This is a genomic window from Clostridioides sp. LIBA-6622 (assembly GCF_056716095.1).
In genome coordinates this window covers 915,327-939,410 of the sequence record NZ_CP196998.1, presented here as the reverse complement: position 1 = coordinate 939,410, position 24,084 = coordinate 915,327, and the positions used below count along the sequence as shown (strand labels likewise).

The 24,084-nt window shown below is 27.5% G+C and carries 24 protein-coding genes; 4 read left to right on the top strand and 20 right to left on the bottom strand.

Translation table 11 applies throughout. The annotated features are described in order from the left end of the window. Positions 1 to 130: 130 nt before the first annotated feature. Positions 131 to 943: a molybdate ABC transporter substrate-binding protein gene (gene modA, locus ACTG47_RS04615; protein WP_479926285.1), complete on the bottom strand. Its 813-nt coding sequence runs from the start codon at positions 941 to 943 to the stop codon at positions 131 to 133. A gap of 192 nt (positions 944 to 1,135) precedes the next feature. Between modA and ACTG47_RS04610 the strand changes: the two genes are divergently transcribed. Further along, entirely contained in the window at positions 1,136 to 2,065 is a 930-nt protein-coding gene (locus tag ACTG47_RS04610; RefSeq protein WP_479926284.1) for a substrate-binding domain-containing protein, read from the top strand. Positions 2,066 to 2,231: 166 nt separating this feature from the next. Here the strand turns inward: ACTG47_RS04610 and ACTG47_RS04605 are convergent, their stop codons facing one another. The 8 genes from ACTG47_RS04605 to ACTG47_RS04570 form a co-directional block, all read right to left on the bottom strand. Beyond that, on the bottom strand, positions 2,232 to 2,675 hold the full coding sequence (locus ACTG47_RS04605; protein ID WP_479926283.1) for a hypothetical protein: 444 nt from the start codon (positions 2,673 to 2,675) through the stop codon (positions 2,232 to 2,234). A gap of 201 nt (positions 2,676 to 2,876) precedes the next feature. Then, entirely contained in the window at positions 2,877 to 3,857 is a 981-nt protein-coding gene (locus ACTG47_RS04600; protein ID WP_479926282.1) for an alpha/beta hydrolase, read from the bottom strand. Positions 3,858 to 4,031: 174 nt separating this feature from the next. Next, a complete protein-coding gene (locus ACTG47_RS04595) occupies positions 4,032 to 4,886 on the bottom strand; it encodes a protein-ADP-ribose hydrolase (protein WP_479926281.1) in 855 nt (284 codons plus the stop codon). Positions 4,887 to 5,206: 320 nt separating this feature from the next. Further along, positions 5,207 to 6,151, bottom strand: coding sequence for an ABC transporter ATP-binding protein (locus ACTG47_RS04590; RefSeq protein WP_169468594.1), 945 nt, complete (start codon positions 6,149 to 6,151; stop codon positions 5,207 to 5,209). After that, complete coding sequence (locus ACTG47_RS04585; protein WP_479926280.1) at positions 6,144 to 7,169, bottom strand: ABC transporter ATP-binding protein; 1,026 nt, start codon at positions 7,167 to 7,169, stop codon at positions 6,144 to 6,146. The genes ACTG47_RS04590 and ACTG47_RS04585 overlap by 8 nt, the downstream gene beginning before the upstream one ends. 74 nt (positions 7,170 to 7,243) lie before the next feature. After that, positions 7,244 to 8,812 carry an ABC transporter substrate-binding protein gene (locus tag ACTG47_RS04580; protein WP_479926279.1) on the bottom strand — a complete coding sequence of 523 codons (1,569 nt, stop codon included), beginning with the start codon at positions 8,810 to 8,812 and terminating at the stop codon, positions 7,244 to 7,246. Between the two features lie 112 nt (positions 8,813 to 8,924). Then, the gene (locus ACTG47_RS04575) at positions 8,925 to 9,836 is read right to left on the bottom strand and encodes an ABC transporter permease (protein ID WP_479926278.1); all 912 of its coding nucleotides are present in this window, start codon (positions 9,834 to 9,836) and stop codon (positions 8,925 to 8,927) included. Continuing rightward, the gene (locus ACTG47_RS04570; protein ID WP_479926277.1) at positions 9,820 to 10,806 is read right to left on the bottom strand and encodes an ABC transporter permease; all 987 of its coding nucleotides are present in this window, start codon (positions 10,804 to 10,806) and stop codon (positions 9,820 to 9,822) included. The genes ACTG47_RS04575 and ACTG47_RS04570 overlap by 17 nt, the downstream gene beginning before the upstream one ends. A gap of 326 nt (positions 10,807 to 11,132) precedes the next feature. On the opposite strand from ACTG47_RS04570, the gene ACTG47_RS04565 reads away from it, so the two are divergent. Together ACTG47_RS04565 and ACTG47_RS04560 are read left to right on the top strand one after the other, a co-directional pair. After that, the gene (locus ACTG47_RS04565; protein ID WP_479926276.1) at positions 11,133 to 11,567 is read left to right on the top strand and encodes a MarR family winged helix-turn-helix transcriptional regulator; all 435 of its coding nucleotides are present in this window, start codon (positions 11,133 to 11,135) and stop codon (positions 11,565 to 11,567) included. A 2-nt stretch (positions 11,568 to 11,569) separates the two neighbouring features. Next, positions 11,570 to 11,968, top strand: a complete 399-nt coding sequence (locus tag ACTG47_RS04560) for an HsmA family protein (protein ID WP_169468606.1) — start codon at positions 11,570 to 11,572, stop codon at positions 11,966 to 11,968. A 130-nt stretch (positions 11,969 to 12,098) separates the two neighbouring features. Here the strand turns inward: ACTG47_RS04560 and ACTG47_RS04555 are convergent, their stop codons facing one another. The 5 genes from ACTG47_RS04555 to ACTG47_RS04535 form a co-directional block, all read right to left on the bottom strand. Beyond that, positions 12,099 to 12,323, bottom strand: coding sequence for a NifU family protein (locus ACTG47_RS04555; protein WP_169468608.1), 225 nt, complete (start codon positions 12,321 to 12,323; stop codon positions 12,099 to 12,101). 34 nt (positions 12,324 to 12,357) lie between these two features. Then, positions 12,358 to 13,725, bottom strand: coding sequence for a M20 family metallopeptidase (locus ACTG47_RS04550; protein WP_479926275.1), 1,368 nt, complete (start codon positions 13,723 to 13,725; stop codon positions 12,358 to 12,360). 81 nt (positions 13,726 to 13,806) lie between these two features. After that, positions 13,807 to 15,318, bottom strand: coding sequence for a DUF6179 domain-containing protein (locus ACTG47_RS04545; protein ID WP_479926274.1), 1,512 nt, complete (start codon positions 15,316 to 15,318; stop codon positions 13,807 to 13,809). A gap of 21 nt (positions 15,319 to 15,339) precedes the next feature. After that, positions 15,340 to 15,774 carry a DUF6323 family protein gene (locus ACTG47_RS04540; RefSeq protein ID WP_479926273.1) on the bottom strand — a complete coding sequence of 145 codons (435 nt, stop codon included), beginning with the start codon at positions 15,772 to 15,774 and terminating at the stop codon, positions 15,340 to 15,342. Positions 15,775 to 16,022: 248 nt separating this feature from the next. Then, positions 16,023 to 16,934, bottom strand: coding sequence for a CGNR zinc finger domain-containing protein (locus ACTG47_RS04535; protein WP_479926272.1), 912 nt, complete (start codon positions 16,932 to 16,934; stop codon positions 16,023 to 16,025). Between the two features lie 283 nt (positions 16,935 to 17,217). Here ACTG47_RS04535 and ACTG47_RS04530 point away from each other — a divergent pair, with 283 nt between their 5' ends. Beyond that, complete coding sequence (locus ACTG47_RS04530; protein WP_479926271.1) at positions 17,218 to 17,571, top strand: GIY-YIG nuclease family protein; 354 nt, start codon at positions 17,218 to 17,220, stop codon at positions 17,569 to 17,571. Between the two features lie 130 nt (positions 17,572 to 17,701). Here ACTG47_RS04530 and ACTG47_RS04525 read toward each other — a convergent pair whose 3' ends face one another. The 6 genes from ACTG47_RS04525 to ACTG47_RS04500 form a co-directional block, all read right to left on the bottom strand. Then, the gene (locus ACTG47_RS04525; protein ID WP_479926270.1) at positions 17,702 to 18,643 is read right to left on the bottom strand and encodes a cell wall-binding repeat-containing protein; all 942 of its coding nucleotides are present in this window, start codon (positions 18,641 to 18,643) and stop codon (positions 17,702 to 17,704) included. A gap of 100 nt (positions 18,644 to 18,743) precedes the next feature. Then, positions 18,744 to 19,979: a glycosyltransferase family 4 protein gene (locus tag ACTG47_RS04520; RefSeq protein WP_479926269.1), complete on the bottom strand. Its 1,236-nt coding sequence runs from the start codon at positions 19,977 to 19,979 to the stop codon at positions 18,744 to 18,746. A 43-nt stretch (positions 19,980 to 20,022) separates the two neighbouring features. After that, positions 20,023 to 20,877 carry a hypothetical protein gene (locus ACTG47_RS04515; protein WP_054269462.1) on the bottom strand — a complete coding sequence of 285 codons (855 nt, stop codon included), beginning with the start codon at positions 20,875 to 20,877 and terminating at the stop codon, positions 20,023 to 20,025. Positions 20,878 to 20,995: 118 nt separating this feature from the next. Then, positions 20,996 to 22,171 carry a phosphoribosylaminoimidazolecarboxamide formyltransferase gene (locus ACTG47_RS04510; RefSeq protein ID WP_169468622.1) on the bottom strand — a complete coding sequence of 392 codons (1,176 nt, stop codon included), beginning with the start codon at positions 22,169 to 22,171 and terminating at the stop codon, positions 20,996 to 20,998. A gap of 98 nt (positions 22,172 to 22,269) precedes the next feature. Next, positions 22,270 to 23,154, bottom strand: coding sequence for a fumarylacetoacetate hydrolase family protein (locus ACTG47_RS04505; RefSeq protein ID WP_479926268.1), 885 nt, complete (start codon positions 23,152 to 23,154; stop codon positions 22,270 to 22,272). Between the two features lie 234 nt (positions 23,155 to 23,388). After that, positions 23,389 to 24,084: a CPBP family intramembrane glutamic endopeptidase gene (locus tag ACTG47_RS04500; RefSeq protein ID WP_479926267.1), complete on the bottom strand. Its 696-nt coding sequence runs from the start codon at positions 24,082 to 24,084 to the stop codon at positions 23,389 to 23,391.

The following is a 24,084-nucleotide window of genomic DNA, read 5'->3' as shown; positions in this document are numbered from 1 at the left end:
AAATGGAAATAGTGAAATTAATATATCTATTAATTTCACTATTTCCATTTTATTATAATATACAATTATTTTCAATTTTCATTTATTTATATATAATTTATATTTAAATATACATACTTTATTTGTAAACTTACTCTACTTTTTTGTATCCAAATTCTTCAAAAATCTTTTGACCTGCATCACTTAACAGAAATTCTTCAAATTTCTTAGCGGCATCTGCATTTTTACTAGCTTTAATTACTGAAACTGGATATGTAATAGGTGAATGAGTTTTTTCATCTGTTTTTTCAACTACTTTTATCTTATCATTATTAACAGTATCACTAAAGTAAACGAATCCAACATCAGCATTTCCTGATTGCACCCATGCTAGAACTTCTTTTACATCCTTTGCAAATACTAATTTGTCTTTTAATTTATCTTTTAAATCCAAATTAGTTAATACTTCATCTGCATATTTACCTGCTGGAACACTTTCAGCTTCACCAACAGCAATTTTCTTTACTTTATCTGATGTTAAATCTTTCATACTAGACACATCACTATCAGCAGAAGAAATAAGAACTAAATCATTTTTTACTAAGTCTTTCATAGTATCAGAAACTAATAACTTTTCTTCATCTAAAGCTTTCATTTGTTTTTGACCTGCTGAAATAAATAAATCACATGGTGCTCCTTGTTCTATCTGTTGTTGTAATGAACCTGATGCTCCATAGTTAACTGTAAGTTTTACATTTGAATCAACTTTTTTGTACTCTTCTTCAAGCTTTGCCATTGCTTCTTTTAAACTTGCAGCAGCTGATATATTTAACTCTACTACCTCACTACTTTTATTTGTTTTTTCTTGTTTTTCATTATCTTTCTTACTTTCATTACTATTGCATCCAACTGTCCCCAAAGTTAAACATGCAACTAGCCCTAATATTCCCAATATTTTTTTCATAACAATCTCCCTTTTTGTAAATTTGATACATATTTTAACATGTTTTATTATGTTTTATCATGTTTTGTTATGTATAACTTAATTATATATACCTACTAATAAATTTTCAAGTAAATTATTTATATTACTTTTAAATATTTTTCTACATTTTTCTTTTTTTAATGTTAAAATAACCTTATATGGAGGTGTATTATGGACTCATTATCATCTTTGACGCCTGTCGAGGTAGCTGAATTATTAAAGATAACAAAAAATACTGTATATGAATTGATTAAAAGAGGTGAACTTCCTTCTTATAAAGTAGGAAAAAAAATAAGAGTTGATATTAAAGATGTTGAAGAATATATCAACAGTCAAAAGACTGGTAAAATAAAAGATACACAATTTAACAACAAAAATATATCTATAAATAATAATTTTAAAGTTATTATTTCTGGTCAAGATGTAATATTAGATATTTTAGCTAGGTCTGTTGAAAAAAAATTAGATGGAGTAAATACATTTCGCTCTTATATAGGCAGTTATAATGCTTTATACGAATTATATAATGGCAGAGTTTCTATAGCATCATCTCATCTATGGGACTTTGAAACAGATGAATATAATAGCACTTTTGTTAAAAAACTATTGCCAGGAATCCCATGTGTGCTTATAAATTTAGCTTATAGAATGCAAGGCTTTTATGTTGCTAAAGGAAATCCTAAAGAAATAAAAACTTGGGAAGATTTAACTAGACCAAACATAACTCTTGTCAATAGAGAAAAGGGTGCTGGTACTAGAGTTCTACTTGATGGTAAGCTTAGACTTCTAAATTTTAATGGTAACTATATAAAAGGTTATGAAAATGAAGAATTGTCACACCTTGGCGTTGCAAGTACTGTTTCTCGTGGAATAGCCGATGTTGGATTAGGGAATGAAAAAGCAGCATTACAAGTAAATAACATTGACTTTATTCCTCTTCACAAGGAACGTTATGATTTAGTCATAAAAAAAGAAGACTTACAAAATCTGGTTTACCAAACTATAATTAACATAATAAACTCAGCTGAATTTAAGGCTGAACTTCAAGGTATTGGTGGATATGACTTAACTGATATAGGTAAAATCATAGCAGAAGTATAGAATTAAAATCGCAATCTATTTTATAAGATTTATAATTTTTCACAAAATTTATAACTTAAGGTCAAAATAAATTGCGATTTTTTATGTGTTTTTCAAAAGATTTACCTTATTAAGTTTAACATTTAATACAAATTTCAATATAGTAAATTTTACAGTACTATTGTATTTAATAGATATTCACATAATAGTACTTTTCCTTAACATAGATTAGCATATGATGTATTCTAACAAGCAATACTCTTCCTGTATTATATATATGTGGCAATATGTATGAATTTAATACATTATATACAATATTGCTTTCTTCTTGTATTTTTTCAACTAATAAATTATTTATAAAAGTATCCTTTTCATTTTCAATAATTTTACACCAATTTATTTTAACTTTTAAGATATATCTTCCCACTAGGTATATACATTCTACAATAAATAATAAAAATACAATATAATCAGCACCTCCTACCTGATATAAACTTCCTGATACTAATGGTTTGGCAAAGAAATTATAAAAATTTAAAGTATCCCCTGTATAATCAAAAAGTATTAATAGTAATCCTAAGCCCCTTAACACTTTCATATTCAACATATCTTTATTATTTTTGTTTTTCATATATACTACCTCTCTTTTCTTTAGATTTTATTGTAATATAATACTAACTCTTTCATTTGAGGTATAAATGAATTTAATTGGTAGTTATTTTCATTTTTACTAGAAATTAATTCACATTACTAAACATTATTTATATTTCAACATAAAAATAGCTTATCTATTTTTACTAAATCCCAAAATAAATAAGCTATTAATATACAACTAATTTTTATCACTAACAACATTACTATGTGTAAATTTTAAAATTTTATTGAAGTACACTGTTTTATCATGCTCATATCCATCAACATGACCAACACCTTCTATAAGCCATATCTCTTTTTTATCATGTTTAACTAAATCACACATGTTTTGGCTGTTTCTATAATCACAAACTTTGTCTTCTGTTCCATGTATAAATAGTATAGGAACATTAGACTTTTTAACTGCCTCATCTGGTCTTACATCATTATACCAAAATCCAGATTTAAACTTATTATATAAATCTCCACATGTTATTACATAATTGACTAATATCTTTGGTATACGCTTTTCTATTACTCCCATTCTAATAGCTTCTCTCATTTCAGAATAAGGAGAATCCAGTATATAAAAATCAACTTCTTTATTTCTAGAATTTATCTCTGTATGCATAGCAGCTGTTCCTGCTCCCATAGAAAATCCATGTATTCCTAATCTTCCATCTGGAAATTTATTTTTTACAAATTTAACTAAACTATCCAAGTCATACCTTTCATAAAGACCAAATGTATAATTATCCCCTCCACTGTTACCTGTGTTTCTTTGATTATAAATTAATACATTATAACCTTTGTCTAAATATCCATATGCTACCTTTAGCATTTCATAATGACAACTTCCTATTCCATGAACAAGTATAATAGTATCTTTTGTCTTTATATTTGAGGTTATAAAAATACTTTCAAGTTTGTAATTATTAGAACTTTGTATCATCAATTCATTGGTCTTATAGTTTTTTAATTTTTCTAATGGTTTGTCTTTTCTCTCAGAAAATACTTTTATAACATCTTCTTTTTTTATTAATTGCTCTGAACCAACTGAACTATCATAAACTAATTTACCAAATATATAAGATACAATTAATAGGATTAACAGAAACACAACTGATATAATTATAACTTTATCTCTTAAATTAATATAATTTCTAAAATTATTTTTCATATTTATTTACCATACAATTTCCTAGATTATATTTTTTAAGTAATAGAATAATTACTTATATTACTCTTATGATTTCTATTATACCCATTAACATACTAAAATTACAAATTTTATTTAGTATTAATAAATTGTTATATTATATAATAAATAGTCTTAGAATTTCATTATATAATATTATTTGAATATTCTTCTATATTTTTCTTCTTCTTCTTCAGTAAATACATTAAATACAACTTTCAAGTTTTTTTCATGATTTTCTTTTAACCATAATCTAACTCTGCTTACAGCAAGATTAGCTGCTTCTTTTTTTGGATACCCAAATACACCTGTAGAAATTCCACAAAAAACAATATTTTTTATTTCTTCAATTTCTTTTATTGTGTTTAAGCATGATTTATAGCAATGAAGAAGTTGCTTTTCTTGTTCTTTACTTGGTTGACCACCAGATACAATAGGGCCAACAGTATGTACTACAAATTTTGAAGGTAGGCAATAACCTCTTGTTATTTTAGCATCTCCAGTATATTCTAAATGACCTTGTTTTTTTATTATTTTATCACAATCTTCTCTAAGTCTAGGACCTGCACATGAATGTATTTCATTATCCACACATAAATGTAATGGTTGTAAACATCCTAACAACTTATTGTTTGCAGCATTCACTATTGCATCTGCTTTTAAACTTGTTATATTACCTCTCCATATAGCAATGCCTTCCTCTACTTCTTCTATATCATTTACATCTACTAACTCTCTTTCTTCACATTCAATTAACAATAAATTATGTAACATACTAAGTATTTCTGGAGCAATTTCTTTTGGTGGATATACATTCAAAAGTCCTCTAAGTATATCTCTAGGCTTAATTTCATCGTTTGATAAATTGTATATTTTAGAAGGAACTTCTTTTGAAAAATATGCAATTAAAGTGTTTATATTTTTCTTTCTTTGTTCGTCAGTTAGAGGCTTGATACTTTTATCAAAATCCTCAAATAAATTTACATCATTAGCATAGTCTCTCCACTTCATAGCCATCTCTCCATTCTCATATTTTAGGATTGTAAAATAATTATGTATTATGTACATGTTTATTTATTTCTATAAACACTTACATAAATCCTGTTAAAAGTGTAAATTTTTTAATATTATTATATTTAAATACAAAATATAGACTATTTTAAATGCTTTATGGTATCTTATGAATAATATATTTTCCTTGTTTTTAATTTTATTAAATCCGAAAAGTAGAAATAAAAAAACCTATTTTGAGAATGATTTTAAAATTTATCCAAAAATAGGTTTTTAGTTCATAATTAATATAACTAGCCATTACTTAAAGTGACCTTATACTAAACAACTTTTAAATTTTCTTGGTATTTATCTATCTCTGATTTAGAAGAATATACAAAATGACCATCTGAAACTTCAATCCAGCTCAATGGCTTCTCACTTGAACAATCACATACATTAGAATTATACTCTACTCTATTTCTTGACTTAGCATATTTAGGGTCAGGAATAGGAATTGCAGAAAGCAAAGATTTTGTATATGGATGAATAGGATTATTATATAATTCATTTGAACTTGCTAATTCTACTAATTTACCATTATACATAACTCCTATGCGGTCACTAATATGTCTAACCATAGATAAATCATGAGCTATAAATAAACAAGTTAAATTCTTTTCTTGTTGTAATTTTTTAAATAAATTTACAATTTGTGCCTGTATAGACACATCTAAAGAAGCTATAGGTTCATCAGCTATTATAAAGTCTGGGTCTACTGAAAGAGCTCGTGCTATACCAATACGTTGTCTTTGCCCACCTGAGAAATCAGAAGGATACTTATTTGCATAACTTCTATCAAGTCCAACTAGATTTAACATCTCATATACTTTATTCATTCTCTCTGTTTTATTTTTACAGACACCTTGTATTTTCAGTGGTTCTGAAATTATATCTGCAATTGTCATACGTGGATTTAATGATGAAGTAGAATCTTGGAAAATAATCTGCATACTTTTATTTACATCTTTTTTTATAAATTTATATGTTTTTTTGTCTGATATGCAATTTCCTTTGTAAATTACTTCTCCACCAGTAGATTCATGTAATCTTATTATAGTTTTGCCAGTTGTAGATTTTCCTGAACCTGACTCTCCCACCAATCCAAATATCTCGCCTTTATATATATCGAAACTTATATCATCAACTGCTTTTACAGTAGTACTTTTATCCAAATGAAAATATTGTTTTAAGTTCTTTATTTCTAGTATTTTTTCTCTATTCATTAGAAATCACCCTTCCACAATTTACTCTAACTGGTATATCCACTTTAGGTGCATCTGGATGCAATAACCAAGTCGCTGCACTATGTGTATCATTAATTTTAAACATTGGTGGTTCTTTTTCATAATCTATTTTAAGAGCATTTTTGTTCCTTACTGCAAACGCATCTCCTTTTGGAGGATTCAATAAGTTTGGAGGCATCCCAGGTATATTATATAAATAATCGTCCTGTGAATCCAAAGTAGGTAATGAACCTAACAATCCCCAAGTATATGGATGTCTAGGGTCATAAAATATATCCTCTACTGTTCCTATTTCTACAATCTTTCCTGCATACATGACTGCAATTCTATCAGCTATGGTTGCAACTACACCTAAATCATGAGTTATAAATATTATTGATAAACCTATCTTATCTTGCAAGTCCTTTATTAAGTCAATTATTTGGGCTTGTATAGTTACATCTAGGGCTGTTGTAGGCTCGTCAGCTATCAATACTTCTGGATTACAAGCAAGTGCTATAGCTATTACTATACGTTGTCTCATTCCTCCAGAAAAATGATGTGGAAATTGTTTAAATCTCTTTTCAGGATTATCTATTCCAACCAATTCAATAAGTTCTAGAGCTCTTTTTTTAGCTTCACTTTTACTTATATCTTGATGAATCAATATAGTTTCTGATATTTGCTTTCCTATCGATATAGTTGGATTAAGAGATGTCATAGGGTCTTGAAATATCATTGATATATTCTTTCCTCTGATAGACTCCATGTCCTTCTCAAAGTTTTTAACCAGGTCATTTGATTTAAGTAAAATCTCTCCATTTTTAATATATCCATTATATGGGAGTATTCTCATCAAGCTCTTACACAATACAGATTTTCCACAACCAGATTCTCCAACTATAGCAAGTGTTTCACCTTTTTTTAAATTGAAAGATACATTTCTTACAGCCTGAACTTCTCCTTCTTCTACTTTAAAACTTACAGATAGATTATTAACCTCCAATAAATGTTCCAAAAACCATCAACCCCTATGCTATTCAAACCTTAGGGATATATTTTTATCCCTAAGGTTTCTAATTAATTTAACTATTATTCAATTGTCCAATCAGCTATGTTCCAGAATATACCTACACCATGATGGCCTAAAACTGTATCAGGTGTTAACCCTTTGATATTTGGTTTTCCAACATAGATTGCATCTATGTAAGCAATAAATGTATAAGGCATATCTTTAGTCATTTCTACTTGGAATTGTTTATATAACTTTATCTTTTCATCTTTATTTTCTGTTTCTCTTGCTTTTTGAAGTATTTTATCTATAGTAGGATTAGAGTAAGCACTATAATTTGCACCTTTATCTGTTCCAAACACTTTATATGTATGGTCATCTGGGTCAAATGGACTTCCCCAACCTATTAAATGAGCATCTTGATTAGCCCAATCTGTTTCAGTTACAACCACTGCTTTAACATCTACACCTATTTCTTTTAACTGTTGTGCGCATATTTTAGCCATATCAACTCTAACTTGGTCACTCTCACCTGCTGTTATTTCAAAAGCTAATTTAGTACCTTCTTTTTCATAAATTCCATCAGAACCTAATTTCCATCCTAGCTTTTCAATTTCTTGTTTAGCTTTTTTTGGATTATACTCAAACTTTTCTATATCAGGATTGTTATATGCTCCCATTTGTAAAGGTGAATATGCTGGCACACCATGTCCTAATAATACACTATCAACTATTGCTTTTCTATCTATTGCATAACTTAAAGCATTTGGCAATCCTTTAGTTTTTTCATCTTTAAAGAACTTAGAATTAAAATTGTATAATATACCTCTATAGTCTGCTGTTTTCATTATATTTACTTTAAAATTCTTTTCATCTTTTTCAAAGTTAGACATATCTTTAGGAGTTACTTGAGCTAAGTCTAATTCTCCTGATTTTAATTGCATTGCTTTAGCCTTATCATCTGGAACAATTTTAAATACTACTTTATCTAGACCTGGTTCTTTTACAAAATAATCACTATTTTTAACAAGTGTTATGCTTTGACCTTTGTCCCATTTTTCAAGTTTAAATGGTCCAGTTCCTATTGGTTTTTGATTAAATCCATCAGTAGCTATATCTTTACCTTCTAATGCATGTTTTGGTAATATTCCTACTGTCAAATAATCAAGCATTGCTGTATTTGGAGCTTTTAAACTAATTTTTATAGTAGTATCATTAACTACATCAATTTTTGTTATATCTTCATAATTTGATGCTATTTCAGAAGCATTGTCTGGCTTCATTATAGTTTCTATCGTAAACTTAACATCATTTGCTGTAAATTTCTCTCCATCATGCCACTTAACATCATCTCTTAAATTAAAAGTATATGTATTTGTTGCCTCATCAAATTTCCAGTCCTTTGCTAGGCAAGGAACCACTTTGTTGTTTTCATCATGAGCTGTTAATCCATTAAATATTAATGAATTTATTTCTCCATGTTCATATAGTGCAGGATTTATACTTGTATAGTCATTACTTCCATAAACAAGTACCTTTCCATCTTTAGATGTATCTGCTTTTTTATCTTTGTCTCCTCCACTAGAACAACCTGCCATTAGACTAAGTATCATTACTAAACTTAAAACTTTTAACTTCTTTAATTTCATGATGCTCCCCCTTTTGCTTTTTATAAAGTATTTTTCAAAGCTTTGACCCCATTTATTTAAATAGATATTTCAAATACCTCAGTATTTGTTTATTTAGTGCTCAAATGCTGATTTATAAATTACTGGATTTTTTATTATTATTTTTTCTTATATAATTCCCTATATTGGTTATACACACTAATGTAGTAACTAAAAATATACCCGGAATAAGTATTATCCACCATCTATTTGAAAGTAATGCTTCTTCTGATAAAGATAACATACTTCCCCAAGAAACAATTTCTATTGGTAAACCTATTCCTAAAAAACTAAGTGTTGATTCAGTCCCAATAGCTGCACCTATGTTTGTTACAACCATAAACATTATTGACGCCACAAAATTTGGAAGTAAGTGCTGTTTTAATGTATAGAAGAATCCTCCTCCCATACTTTTAGCTGCCAGTATGTATTCACTATTTCTTATTTGCCTAACCTCTGTTCTTACAATCTTAGATATATTCATCCAACTTGTTATCCCTATAACTATAGACATAGATATTGGATTTGAATTTCCAAGTATAGCCTGTACAAATATTATGATTAATATTGAAGGTATACTAAGTATAATCTCTGTAAATCTCATCATTGCATCATCTACAAGTTCAGACGCTAAACCACTTATACTACCATAAATAATCCCTATAGCAGTTGATATTATAGTAGAAAATAATCCTATAAACAAAGATATTTTTCCTCCATACCATATCATAGAATATATATCTCTACCCATTGAATCTGTTCCAAATAAAAAAGTTTTATTTGGGGCTAAGTTAGAACTTACTAAATCCATGTATGTTGGTTCATGTGTCATTATTAAAGACGAAAATACACTTCCAATAATTATAATTGATAAAATAATAATTGATATATATGGTAATTCTTTAATTTTTTTAAATAAAGTTTTCTTTGTTTTTATATATTCCTCTTCTGCTACTAAAATATAATTTTCTCCTACAATTTCAAAATCACTACATTGTGGCTTCATTAGTATCACCTCTATCATATTTCATTCTAGGGTCTATTTTATTGTTTATAATTTGAGCTAGCATATTCCCAAATACTACTAAAGCCCCTGTTATTAAACATAAAACTAATAACATATTATAATCATGATACTTTGCACTTTCAAAACAAAGAGTTCCTAACCCTGGGTAAGAAAAAACTTTTTCAACTACATAAGTTCCTCCCAATATGTGAGGTATTGAAATGGCCATTATACTGATATACGATGGCATTATATTTCTCAGGCAATGCTTAAAAACAATGGTTCTATTATTTAAACCTTTTGCTTTACATAACAATACATAATCTTCTCTTATTTCTTCTAACAATTTATTTCTTATCATATATGTGTAATACCATAAATGGCTTAATATCAGTACTGTAAGAGGTAAGATTAAATGAGACAACCTACTTAACATGCTGGTTTCTTCTCCCATTGCATAAGCACCACTGCTTGGAAGTATACTTAAGTTTATACTAAATATAAGTATAAGTACTAAAGCAACCCAAAATGATGGAATACAGTTGGTTATTGTCCCTAACTTACATATAATTCTATCAATGAGCTTATCTTCATGTAGTGTACAAAATATTCCTAACAATAAAGCTAGCACAAATGTAAGTATATACCCTGAACCACCCAGTATTATAGTATTTATATAGACATCATTTATAACAGAAGTAACATTTTGTTTATATTTAAATGAAATTCCAAATTCTCCTTTTGACGCATCCGAAATCCATTTTATATATTGACTATATATCGGTTCATTCAAGCCAAGCTTTTTCATAGCATTTTCTTTTTCTTGAGTACTCATTCTTTCTACTCCATCTCCATAGTAAGAGATTAATGGGTCCCCTGGAGCAAGTCTTGCCATGTAAAAAACAACAAAAGATAATAAAAACATTACTAAAATAAACTGCAACAACTTTTTAAGTATATCCTTTAACAAACCCCTATTCCCCCTTTGTTGCAATAAAAAAAACCACATAAAAGTAAACGTCAAGTAACGTTAAAACCTTCGTGGCTCTATTATCATTAAACAAATTAAATTTTCAATATTTATCTATGAATTAATTTTAGCATCATTTATTAACTGTGTAAACAAACTTTTTAAAAATTGTTAAAATTTCATCAAATTGTTTTATTTATACCTAAAATAAAATTTTTATGTTCTATTCTCTAGCATTTATTATGAAATTATAAATTTTTAGGTTGACTATATTGATAAATTATATTATATTAGTTTCTATGCAAACCATTTAAGAGGTGATTTTATTGAAAACTAATTATGATTGTTTTAGAATAGCTATGCTTTTAAAAGAACTCTATTCTAAAACTATGTACACAGTAGAAGAAAATTTTAAAGAAAATGGATTAACACATCAACAGATTATAGTTATAAAGCTAATAGCTCATAATCAAGAGCTTACAATATCACAATTATGTGATGAAATGTCTTTAGCTAAAGGTACAGTTTCAGGTATAATCAGCAGATTAGAACACATTGGATATGTAGAAAAATTCAAAAAATCTGAGGATAAAAGAAATACATATGTTAAGTTTACAAATACAGGGCTTGAATTTGCAACAAATTTTAAAACTAAAATGCAAGAAAGTTTTAATGATATATTTAAAAACTGTGATGAACAAGAATTAAATGACTTAGTAAAAAATCTTAGAAATATATTAACAAAAATAAAGGAGAGATAATTATGAATTCTAAATTAATACTTGCAATAGTATTTATAACTTCAGCATTAATTTTTTACACTATAGGTGTATTTGGAGAAAGAAAGGCCAAAATTTTAAAAAAGAAGCATGTAATCATATTTTGGCTTGGTTTAATATTCGATACATTAGGAACCTTTACTATGAGTAACATAGCTAATAGTAACACATTCTATGTAAAATCAGCTTTATCTCAAAGCCTTCATAGTATAACAGGCCTTCTTGCAATCGTGCTTATGCTTTTTCATGCAGGTTGGGCTACTTTTGTTCTATATAAAGATGATGAAGAAAAGAAAAAATTCTTCCATAAGTTTAGTATAGTTGTGTGGACTATATGGTTAATTCCATACTTTATAGGTATGTTTATTGGCATGGCTGGATAATGGATGTATAGTAAAATATTAAAATAAAGTGTGTAAGAAATTAAATATATACTTACACACTTTTTATATATCACATTTTGAATAACTTTTTAAATTGCGTTATGTACACTTGTGTATAAAATCTAATTTATTAGACACCTAATACTTGAGTTACTCCTGGAACTTCACTAACTAAAACATTTTCAATAATGGCTTTTATTGTCATAGTTGCTCCTGGACACCCACTACATGCACCTTGTAGTCTAACCAAAACTACCCCATTTTCATTTACATCTATAAGCTCTACATCTCCACCATCTCTTTGTAATACTGGTTTTATCTTTTCTTCAAGTACTTTTTCAATCTTTTCTTTCATAGTTATTCCCCCCAGAAATATTTTATTATCAAGATTATACCAATGGTTTAAATTTTTGTCCATCTAATGATTTATCAAATTCGGCTTTTGCTTCATCAATAATTACAGTATTCATAAACACATCATAAGCACTACAAGCCAAAACTTTAGCTGAATTTATCATGGCTGAAAATCCCATACTTGAACCTGCTGATGAACATGACTGCCAAGTATGACTTGCAACGCCAACAGGCCATGCTGCCATTGCAAATTGAGCGACTGGTATAACATAGCTTACATCTCCAACATCAGTAGAACCAGCTAGCCCTTTATCTTTGTCTCCATCAGCTATATTCTGATGTATATAACTCTCTACAATAGATTTATCATTTTGGAATGATGTTGCTACACCTAGTCTTTCCTCTCTAGTAAGGGTATCACATAATTTTTTCGCAAACGCTTCTTCTTCAGATGTAGGTTTAGGACAACCTACAAAAACCATATTATCATAAACTAAATCAGTCAGACATTGATTTGGTATATAATCATATATTCCATCTGTAACTGTATACTCCATTTCAGTTTCTGTCATCATTGCTGCTCCCTGTGCTACTTTTACTAATCTATCAAGAACATGCTCTGCATCCTTTGCTTTTTTACCTCTAATAAAATACCAGCTTTCAGCAAAACCAGGGACTACATTAGGTCTTCCTCCACCATTAGTTATAACATAGTGCATTCTTATAGAGTCAATCACATGTTCTCTCAAATAATTTGCTCCAACATTCATAATTTCAACAGCATCAAGTGCACTTCTACCATTATGTGGAGCTTGAGCTGCATGTGCTGTTATTCCTTTAAACTTGAACTTGATAGATAAGTTTGCTAGACTTCCTCCTCTCCAAGGTGCATTTATATCAAAAGGATGCCATGTAAATGCACAATCTACATCATCAAAGCATCCATTTACACACATGAAGGTCTTTCCTCCTCCTTCTTCTTCAGCAGGACAACCAAAATATTTTATTGTCCCATTAAATTTATTTTCTTCTATTAATTTTTTTATAGAAACAACTGCTCCTACACCTGCTACACCTAATAGGTTATGCCCACATCCATGACCTGATTCACCTTCTACCAATGGATTTCTTTCTGTACTCACAGATTGTGATAACTCTGGTAAAGCATCATATTCTCCAAGTATTCCAATCACTGGCTTACCTTTTCCAAAACTTGCTATAAATCCAGTGGGTAAATTTTCTACTCCTTCAATTTCAAATCCCTTTGATTTTAGGTATTCTTTTTGAATGTTACTTGCATACTTTTCTTCGAAAGCTAATTCTGGATTTTCCCATATTTTTTTAGATAAATCTATCAACTCTTCTCTTATTTCTTCAATATTATTTATGATATACTCTTTCATAATCCCCTCCAGATATATGTATTTTGATATACTTTACAGATTATATTATATACTAACATTCTATTTATTCATAATTTTTTGTTAATTAATTTGTTTCATATATTCTTCTATAGAGTGTATCTTGGCTTTATTTTGTTTCTTTACAAAGTCAATATATTCAATCTTCCATGATGTAGTTTCAGATTTCTGACTTACTGAAAATTCTAATAGATTAATTTCTTTCATTCTCATGTTTTCATAAAATACAACACTACCCAATATTGCCAATTCTAATTCACTTAATTCTGAAAATAACATTAAATACTCTTCTTCAAATAAACATTCAGCTTCCAAAATATCAATAAAATCTTTTTTTGCATTAATATTTTCCTTTATTATCTTTATTTTTTCAACTATAGATGTACTATCTAATATTTTATTAAATACCTCTCTAAACGATTCATCATCTAATTTACTTTCATCATCAATAATATAATTCTCTAAAGACTCATTTGAACTACTACTTACAATTATAATACTTTTAAAAGTATCATTCTTTATTGAACTCAACACAGATTCAATAAATATATTTCCATATCTTTTAATATATCTTATCATTACTTCATCTTCTATACTTAACCTTTTTATCAACACTTCAATTGCTTCTACAAGTAATGAAGTTATTTGTTTATTTTTTCTAATTTCTCTATTAATTTCTTCATAATCATCATAATTTAAATTATTATCCACCTGAATCAATTCAATTATATTATTTTCTTCATAATCTCTAGCTTCATCTCCAAAATTATTATTATATATGCTTTTAAATTGTCTTTCTAAAAACTCATATTCATATTCTGAAATCTCTAGTTTAGTTGCTTCATTACCTAAAATCGTAGAAAAAATACAATTATTTATAATAAGTTCAAATAAATTTATAAGTATGACATCACAATCTATTTTATAGTTCACTCCATAATCATAAAATAATTTTTCTCTATCTTTCTTTTTAAATAAATTACAAAACCTATTTTCTATATCTATACTCTCAATATAATTCTTTACATAATAGATACCTTGAACATCCATATCGTCTAATGCCAATGGGTAATCTATACTCACTGGAATGTCATGAGCCTCAAATTTTATAACATAATTTTTAAAGAAACCTGATAGTTCTATCAAAGTATCATTATAAGCTATTGAGTTAGTATCTAACTTTTTATTTATCATTAATTCATAAAAATTCTCTAATTCAATTAAATCATTTTCTAATATTTTAATACCTTCTATATACATATTTTTTATGTTTTTAGCAGTCAATTCTACAACTCTCTTTTCCAAATTTTCTAACTTATTTATATATGCATCAATAGCATACCATATTGAAATCAACAACCTTTCAGCTACTTCTGTCTTTACTGATGTACTTTGACCATTTGTATATTTTTTAATCAAATCTATAAGTATTAGAGATACTTCTTGCTGTATGCTATATACTTCTCTTTCATCTATTATTTTATAATTTAGACATTCCTTAAGCAAAGATATTGAATATTGATTTTTTATTAAATTATTTTCGTTTATATTAATATTGCTTAAATTATTTGACATAGAACTCTCTCCTATCATATATTAAGCTTCCCCAAACTTAAATTTCTTTGCAAATTCATCTGCTTCTCCTCTTACGTTATCGAGATTGCCTGAAAATTTTTCATAAAGTTCATCTAGCATTTCTATAAGCTCATCATCACATATCTTATCATCCGTTTCATTTTTTAAATAATAAAAAATTTCTTGCATATCATTAATAGCTTCTAAATAATTATCCATATTTGTAAACTGTGATTTGTATATATTTTCTATCAATTGTTTTGTGACTTTTATGTCCAACTCTATTCTGCCATATCCCTTTAAAGTATAATTTCTTGAAGTTATTATATCTTTTACATCTACTTCTGAAATAACTAAACCATACTCCTTAGATTCTTTATTAGTATCAAGTAACTCATTCTTTTCTATTTCTTTTAAACCTTGATGCATAGAACTCAAAATAATAGGTGATATCATTTAAAATTCTCCTTTTTTTATTTTTTATATTGACTTTTATACAGTTTTATGTTATATTTAAATTAATATAGACTATTTCATTTACTACTTATAATAATATTATTATAAGTAGTTTTTGTCAATTCAAAATTAACATCTCAATCAAATTTTTCAATAAAAAAATACCACCACTCAGACATATAATTTTCTATAACTACTTTTTTACAGTTATTTATAATTAAAATCTAAACAATGATATCTTTATTAATTTATTTATCTTTTTTAGCCCTACTTCTACTTTTCTTTACATTTGAACAATTTCTACAAGAAGGTGAACAATATTGAGATTTGGAATTTGTAGGAATATAAATTTTCCCACAATACTTGCATTTATTTAAAGAAGGAGGCTCACTTGTAATTGCAAACGCATATATAGTCTCAATTGCAGTCTTCAAAGAATCAAATTCCCATGCAATAGTTGGTTTATCCAATTGACTTATAGAAAACCCTATCTTCTGAGGATTAAATCCGCCAGACATAATAGTAACATTTTCAGTTAATAGATTTGATGTATTTTTATATACACAAACTTGATTAAAGTGTCTACACATATCCTTAGCAAAACTTACAATCCAGTCTAATTGTTCTGTATAAAACTTTGAAAATACTAAATCCAAAATTAATGGTCTCTTTCCAAAAAACTTAGGTGACTCTTCTCTTTTTGATACATCTATACCTCTTCTGTATTTCTTAAAATACACATCATCATCATTTGCAAATGGTATAAACATGTTTACATATTCATCAGTACTCAATATATTATCTTTTGTAATATAATTCTTTTCAATCATTAGCACTCTTTCTTCTCCAACTATGTCTCTATTATATACACTTGAATAAATCAAACCCAATAATCCATATTTTTTTACAAATTCAAGTACTTCTTTTTTTAATCTCATTTCTTTTGTCTCTTTTGGTATATCTTGCAATGCTTCTTGTCCTATACAAATTATATCTACTATTATGTCATCTGCGACATCAAATGGGTTATACATAGTAAATACAGCATCTTCAGTTGGAACTATATATAACTCATCATCTTCAGTAATTTTATATTCATAGTCACTATATCTAATCCAATCACTTGCAAAATTTCCTATTAATTCTATTTTTTTATTCATAATAATTGTCCACTCCTTTAAATGTAATATTTAAATATATTTTACTATTACATTTTTAGTTTATTCTATAATTTCTTATATGTCAACTTATCTTTTTACATTTATATCACATTTAAAATATATAGTAGGCTTATCAAGCTAAAATCCTTTACTAATATCAATTAACTCATAATTAATTTTATAAAAACTATTTACATCTGAAATTAATCTCTTTATAATTAATATGTAATATATTTTCAAATTTACATATTACAAACAAATTATGAAAAGAGGAATCTAAAGCATGGATAGAAAACGTGAATTAAAACAACTATATAAAGAAATGAAATTTGACATTGGAGTATTTATAATAAAAAGTGATATTACAAAGAAGATTTACCTAGGAAAGAGCAATGATATAAAAAGCAAATTTAACTCCCTCAAATTCCAGCTTAGTGCTGGGTCATGTATGATAAAAGATTTAAATAACGATTGGAAAAAGCATGGAAAACAAGCTTTTACATTTGAAGTCTTAGAACTTATAAAACATGATGATAACAAAACTGAAAAAGACTACTTAGAAGAACTAGATATTTTAGAGATGGTTTGGTTAGAAAAGTTAAAAGAAGATAATTCTTATGAAATTTATTCTATCTAAAAATTATGTAATATATTAAAGAAACGCATTTTATTTAAACAAAATGCGTTTCTTACATACTCTATACCACTATAAATGAATAATATACTAATTTTACAATATACATATTCGTTTTACTAACAACATTATATTACTTTTTTACAGCATTTAAACACTGCTCTATAATATTCTTATCGCTTATACCTATTGCTGTTACTTTATTAGCTCTCTTTAATACACTCTTATCACTTTTATTTGAAACTAATACAACAGGAGCATTTTTTGCAAGTGGTGATGCAACTAGAGTATAAACCAAATCATCTCCACTTGTTACATAAAATTCTTTTGCTCCATTATAGAACTTTTCAATTACATTTTTATTAGTTTGGTATCTATCAACACCACCAATTCTAGTTGCTCTATATCTATTCACTATGTAATCGCTTAATGTAGACTCTCCTCCAATAGCATATACTGGAACAGAAGAAACACCAAATAATGGGTCTAAATCTGTATCTTCTTCTGCTGAAGCTATATCTTTTGTCAATATTATAGGAGAACCATCTCTATACGCAACAGATGCAACATTCACTGCATCAGCTTCATCTTTAAATCCATTTACTAAAAACATCTTATCACTACTCTTGATTTTTTCTATTTCACCTGCAATTTTATAACTTGTATCTACTCTATCTACTCCATCAATTCTTATAACTTGCATTCTTCTCATAAGTAACATTTTTTCTACATCTTTACTTATAGTATTCTCTCCACCTATTACATATATCTTAGTAACTCTATTTAATCTTTGCAATGTTGCCTCTGGTATATCATTCTTATTAGTTAATAAAATAGCTGCATTATTTACTCCTGCAAGACCACTAGCAGCGATACCATCTACCATAGTAGAATCAGAGTTAATCAAAACTGCTGTTGTAAAATCTTGCTTATCTGAAATAAGCCCAGCTGTCTCATATTTATCTACCCCTTGAATATTTTCAATCTTATCTAACGCATTTATTGATACTGGAAAACTAACACTTAATAATAATGCTGAAATACCTAACGCTAATATCTTTTTACTAAACCTCATAAATTACCTCCCTAAAAACAAGTATATTTATTACTAGTATAATATAAAATCACCTAAAAATAGTATAAAAATAGTTACATTTTTTATAAATTAAATAATATTAAATCAAACATGCTTCATCCATTAAAATGACTTCGTTCATTCTATGGACTAATCCATCCCAAGTTTTTTTAGACATATCTATAGATATCCTCTCATTTGAGTGATTCAATAAAGATTGTATTCTAGTATCTATGGAAGTATACAGATTCTTCTCAAAGATATACAACTCTTCCTCTTTTGGAATACCTTCTTTCTGCATAAAAGGTAGAGGAATATACTCTATCTTTCCTGAGTTATTAATCTCACTCCCAATCCATTCTTTAACACCAAGAATATCAGTAGTAATCACATCTGTCCCACAAGATAAAGCTTCTAAAACAACAACTGGTAATCCTTCATAAAACGATGGTAACACAAATATTTGTGACATATTAAATAACTCAGCTAAATCTCTCTGTTCTAATTTTCCTAGGAAATTCATCTTAAATGGAGACTTATCTGCAAGTTTAACTATCTCGTTATATGATTCAATATCACTTCCAGTACCTGCAAAATCAACTTCTATTAAATCTTTATTATATTTTAATTTAGATATAGCTTTTATAAATGGAATTAGTCCCTTTGATTTGCATATCTTACCTGCAAATACTATTTTTATTTTATCATCTTTTCTTTTATAGTGTTTATTATAAAATATATCATCATTATAACCACTGCCAATTACAACTACTTTACTTTCACTTATTCCAAAAGTCCTTACAATATCATATTTTTGATTCTCATGAAGAGCAAATATTAAATCCAGTTTCTTTATATTTGATATTATGTATTCTTTTTCTAAATCAATAGTATTTAGTTGCCTTAAACAAGTTCCATGGCAAATAGACATTACCTTTATATCTTTTACAATCTCTCTAACAAATGCAGTTAATAGATACAAATGATGGCATATTATAATATCTGGTTTAAAATCGTTCATAACCTTATCTATATTTACTTTAAACCGATTTTTTAATCTATTTATCATTTCTATATTTAAATCTCTATATCTTGTACTTTCATATGGCATAGAATCACTCATGCCTACAACAGGAAAATTTAATTCTCCACAATTATACTTTACTGGATAAAAGCTTACATCATCTGGAAAACAATTTACATCATCATTCACATCTATCCCCGCAATTACAGCCTGCCTATAACCTACCTTTTCAAAACCTTTTATCATACCAGATAAATATATCCCACTACCTGTACTATTTGGTTTTTGTGTTATTATATGAAGAATTTTCATTTTTCACCTACCTCCTTTCTAAAATTAAATAGTTCCATAAGGTTTAATCATTATATATATCCAAATATAAGCAAGATGAATCATCTTTTACTTTAAATCGTGGAACTTTAACTGCTTTATAATCATTATCCTCAAAATCTCTTACCTTATTGTGTATATATCCTATACCAAATTTTTCTGCTATACGTATTAATTCTTCTTCTTTTATGAGATTATATCTGTCACATGCACTTGTAAAACCATCACTTGTCAACATCAATTGAAAATCTTTTTTTATTTCAAGGTATCCATATATAGAATTTTTTACAGCTTCCTCATCAAAATCCAATATCCAATATCCATCTTTTGTATTTTTCTTCAATCTATTACTTACTATTGTATCCATAACACTAGCTTTAATCTCATCAAATGTCATTTCTTCCAAGTTAGGAAGTTTACTCATCTCGTCAAATACGATATTATCAAACTTACAAATGCTTCTATCCTTTATAACTTTTGAATCACCATTTTTAATGAACAATGCACAATCTCCTAATAAAAAATACTCTACCTTATTTTCATGGAATTTTACAATAGCTATAGAACTCGATGGCAAATCTAATTTTTCTACCTTTATCCCATTTAACCTTAGCTCATACTCTTTTTTTACCTCTATTATTCCACTATTAACAATACTCTTTAATGATTCTTCTCTACTTATATTTTTATATAGATACCTATTCCACCACTGAACATACCATCTCGCATCACTTTCATTTGATATTAAGTTTTTTCCATTAAGTCCTGTAGCACCGTCTAAAACCCATGCACCGAATGGATTTATACCAACTACATCTTCATTAAATTTAGCTGTCCCTTGACTACACAATAGGCTATAGTCTCTTATATTTAAAGCCATATCAACCTCCAAATTGAATATCTAAAAATAAAGTTCTATTTAAAATTATACAGTAAATAAAAAAATCTACAACAAAACTTGTTGTAGATTTTAATTTAATTTATATTTACTTTATCTTTTAATGATGGAATAATCTATTTTTAGTAAAAGCCATAACTATATTGTATTTATTACAAGTTAATATAACATTGTCATCACGAATAGAACCACCTGGTTGTGCTATAAAGCTTACTCCACTTCTTTTTGCTCTTTCTATATTATCTCCAAATGGGAAAAACGCATCTGAACCAAGTGCTACTCCTGTTAAAGTTTTAAGCCATGCTCTTTTTCCTTCTCCAGTTAAAGGCTCTGGTTTTTCTTCAAATAAATTTTGCCATATACCATCAGCAAGCACATCCATATAGTCATCAGAAAGATATACATCAATAGTATTGTCTCTATCTGGACGACCTATATTCTTTTTAAATTTCAAATTTAATACTTTAGGATGTTGACGAAGGTACCAAATATCAGCTTTATTACCTGCAAGTCTAGTACAATGAATACGTGATTGTTGACCTGCACCTACTCCTATTACTTGTCCATCTTTAGCATAACAAACAGAATTTGATTGTGTATATTTCAATGTTATCAGAGCTATAATTAAATCACGTTTTGCATTATCTGTAAAAATTTTATTATCAGTTGGAATATCTTTTAATAAGTCTTCATTTATTAATATTTCATTTCTACCTTGCTCAAAAGTAATTCCATAAACATCCTTTGTCTCAATAGGCTCAGGAGTATAATTTTCGTCTATTTTTACAATATTATAGTTTCCTTTACGCTTTCCTTTTAATATCTCAAGAGCTTCATCTGTATATCCTGGAGCTATCACACCATCAGAAACTTCTCTTGCTATAATAGTTGCAGTTTCTTTATCACATACATCTGAAAGTGCTATAAAATCACCATAAGAAGACATTCTATCTGCTCCTCTTGCCATTGCATAAGCACAAGCTAATGGAGAAAGCTCTAAATCATCAACAAAATATATTTGCTTTAAAGTATCTGATAAAGGCACTCCTACTGCTGCACCTGCTGGACTAACATGTTTAAATGAAGTTGCTGCTGGAAGACCTGTAGCTTCTTTTAATTCTTTTACAAGCTGCCAACTATTAAATGCATCTAAAAAATTTATGTATCCAGGCTTCCCATTTAACACTTCTATAGGAAGTTCTCCATTTTTCATATAAATCTTTGATGGTTTTTGATTTGGATTACAGCCATATTTTAGTTCTAGTTCTCTTGCCATATACTCATCCCTCTCTATAATAAATTAATCATAAATTTGATTAATTCCATATTAATTAAATTATTCGTACTAATAAAATTATATGGCATATTTATCCATTAATCAACTATATTTTTTAGAACTCCTATCCCTTCGACTTTACATTCAACTACATCACCATGTTTTAGATATACTTGAGGATTCATTCCCATAGCTACACCAGCTGGAGTTCCAGTTGAAATTATATCTCCTGGCTTTAGAGTCATTCCTCTTGATAAGTCACTTATTACAGTAGGGATATCAAATATAAAGTATTCTGTATTAGAATTCTGTCTTACTTCTCCATTTACTACACTGCTTATATCCAGTTTTAAAGGATGCTCAAATTCTTCTTTATGTACTATGCAAGGTCCCATAGATGTATGTGTATCTAAGCTTTTACCTCTAAACCATTGAACATGTTTATCTTGAAGTGCTCTTTCACTTATATCATTTACTATTGTATATCCAAATATATGTTCATAGGCATCTTCTTTTGATATGTTTATACCCTCTTTACCTATAATTACTGCAAGTTCTGATTCATAATCCAACTTTTCTACCAAATCTCCATGTAAGCTTATCTTATCATCCACTCCAATTATTTTGTCTGCTCTCTTAGAAAAATAAATTGGATAATCTGGCATAACTACATTTTTTATAACTCCATCTGGGATTTCGTTAACATGGTCTCTATAATTAAGACCTAAACATATTATATCTTTTTTAGGTCTTACAATTGGAGAACATAATTTCACTTCTTCTAATTTATAACACTTCATATTTTCAAATGAATTCTTTTTTATTTTTTCTAACTCTTCTGTAGATACGTTTTCGATAAAATCATTCATATCTGTATATAATCTACTTAATCCTAAGCTATTTATTTCATATATACTATTTGTTTCTGAATTAAGTACACCTATTTTTTCTTCATTGCTACTACAAAAAGTCACAAATTTCATTTTTATTCCTCCATTCAATAAGTTGATTAATATTGTTTAATTTTTATTAGTTTATATAAATTGTAATAGATAATATTTATATGTCAATATATATTTATGTATTTTAGAAATATTCAAATAATTTCATGAAATTTATTAAATATTTTTGCACAATTTCCCTATAAAAGGTAAATAAAATAAGGTTGATTTAAAATTAAATTTAAATCAACCTTATAAAACAGCTACTTTATTTAATTAAATTATCTGTCTAACAAATATAGCAAATAGACTTCTCAATAGTACACAAATACCTACGTCTTTGAATCTTGACTTAACAATCCCAAGTACAATACCAAAAACAGTACCTATCATGATTTTTGAAATAATTACTTCAAATGTATAACTAGAATTATTATACAAAATTATGTAATTTCTTACAACATCTATATACCCTATATTATAAATACCAGATAATATAGATGTTATACATATAATTTTACTCTTTGACTTTATAAAATTACTTAGATAATTCCACAGATACTCTCTAAAAAACAACTCTTCAAATACAGGAACTATCAATACAGACAAAATCATCATAGTTATGTTAAAGAATAAATAGCCTTCTCTGCAATAGGTTGAAACTATTGCTAAAGATAAAACTACTATAAGAAATATTAGCTTAAATTTTTTAATAAGTAGATTATTTTTATTTTCTTTAAAAGCTTCTGTTATTTTTCTATTTCTTATTTTGTTATACAAAGAATTATCATTTAAAAATAAAATTAATGATAAACCAACTAATGTAAAAGAAATTAAGTTTATAATATTAAAATTTTCAAGAGTAAATTCAAATTGACTTAGAAGTACATAATTCAAAATCATCCTCAATATTTGAACTATAAACATCAATAAAATAGAATCTATTATACATTTTTTATAACTATACTTCAT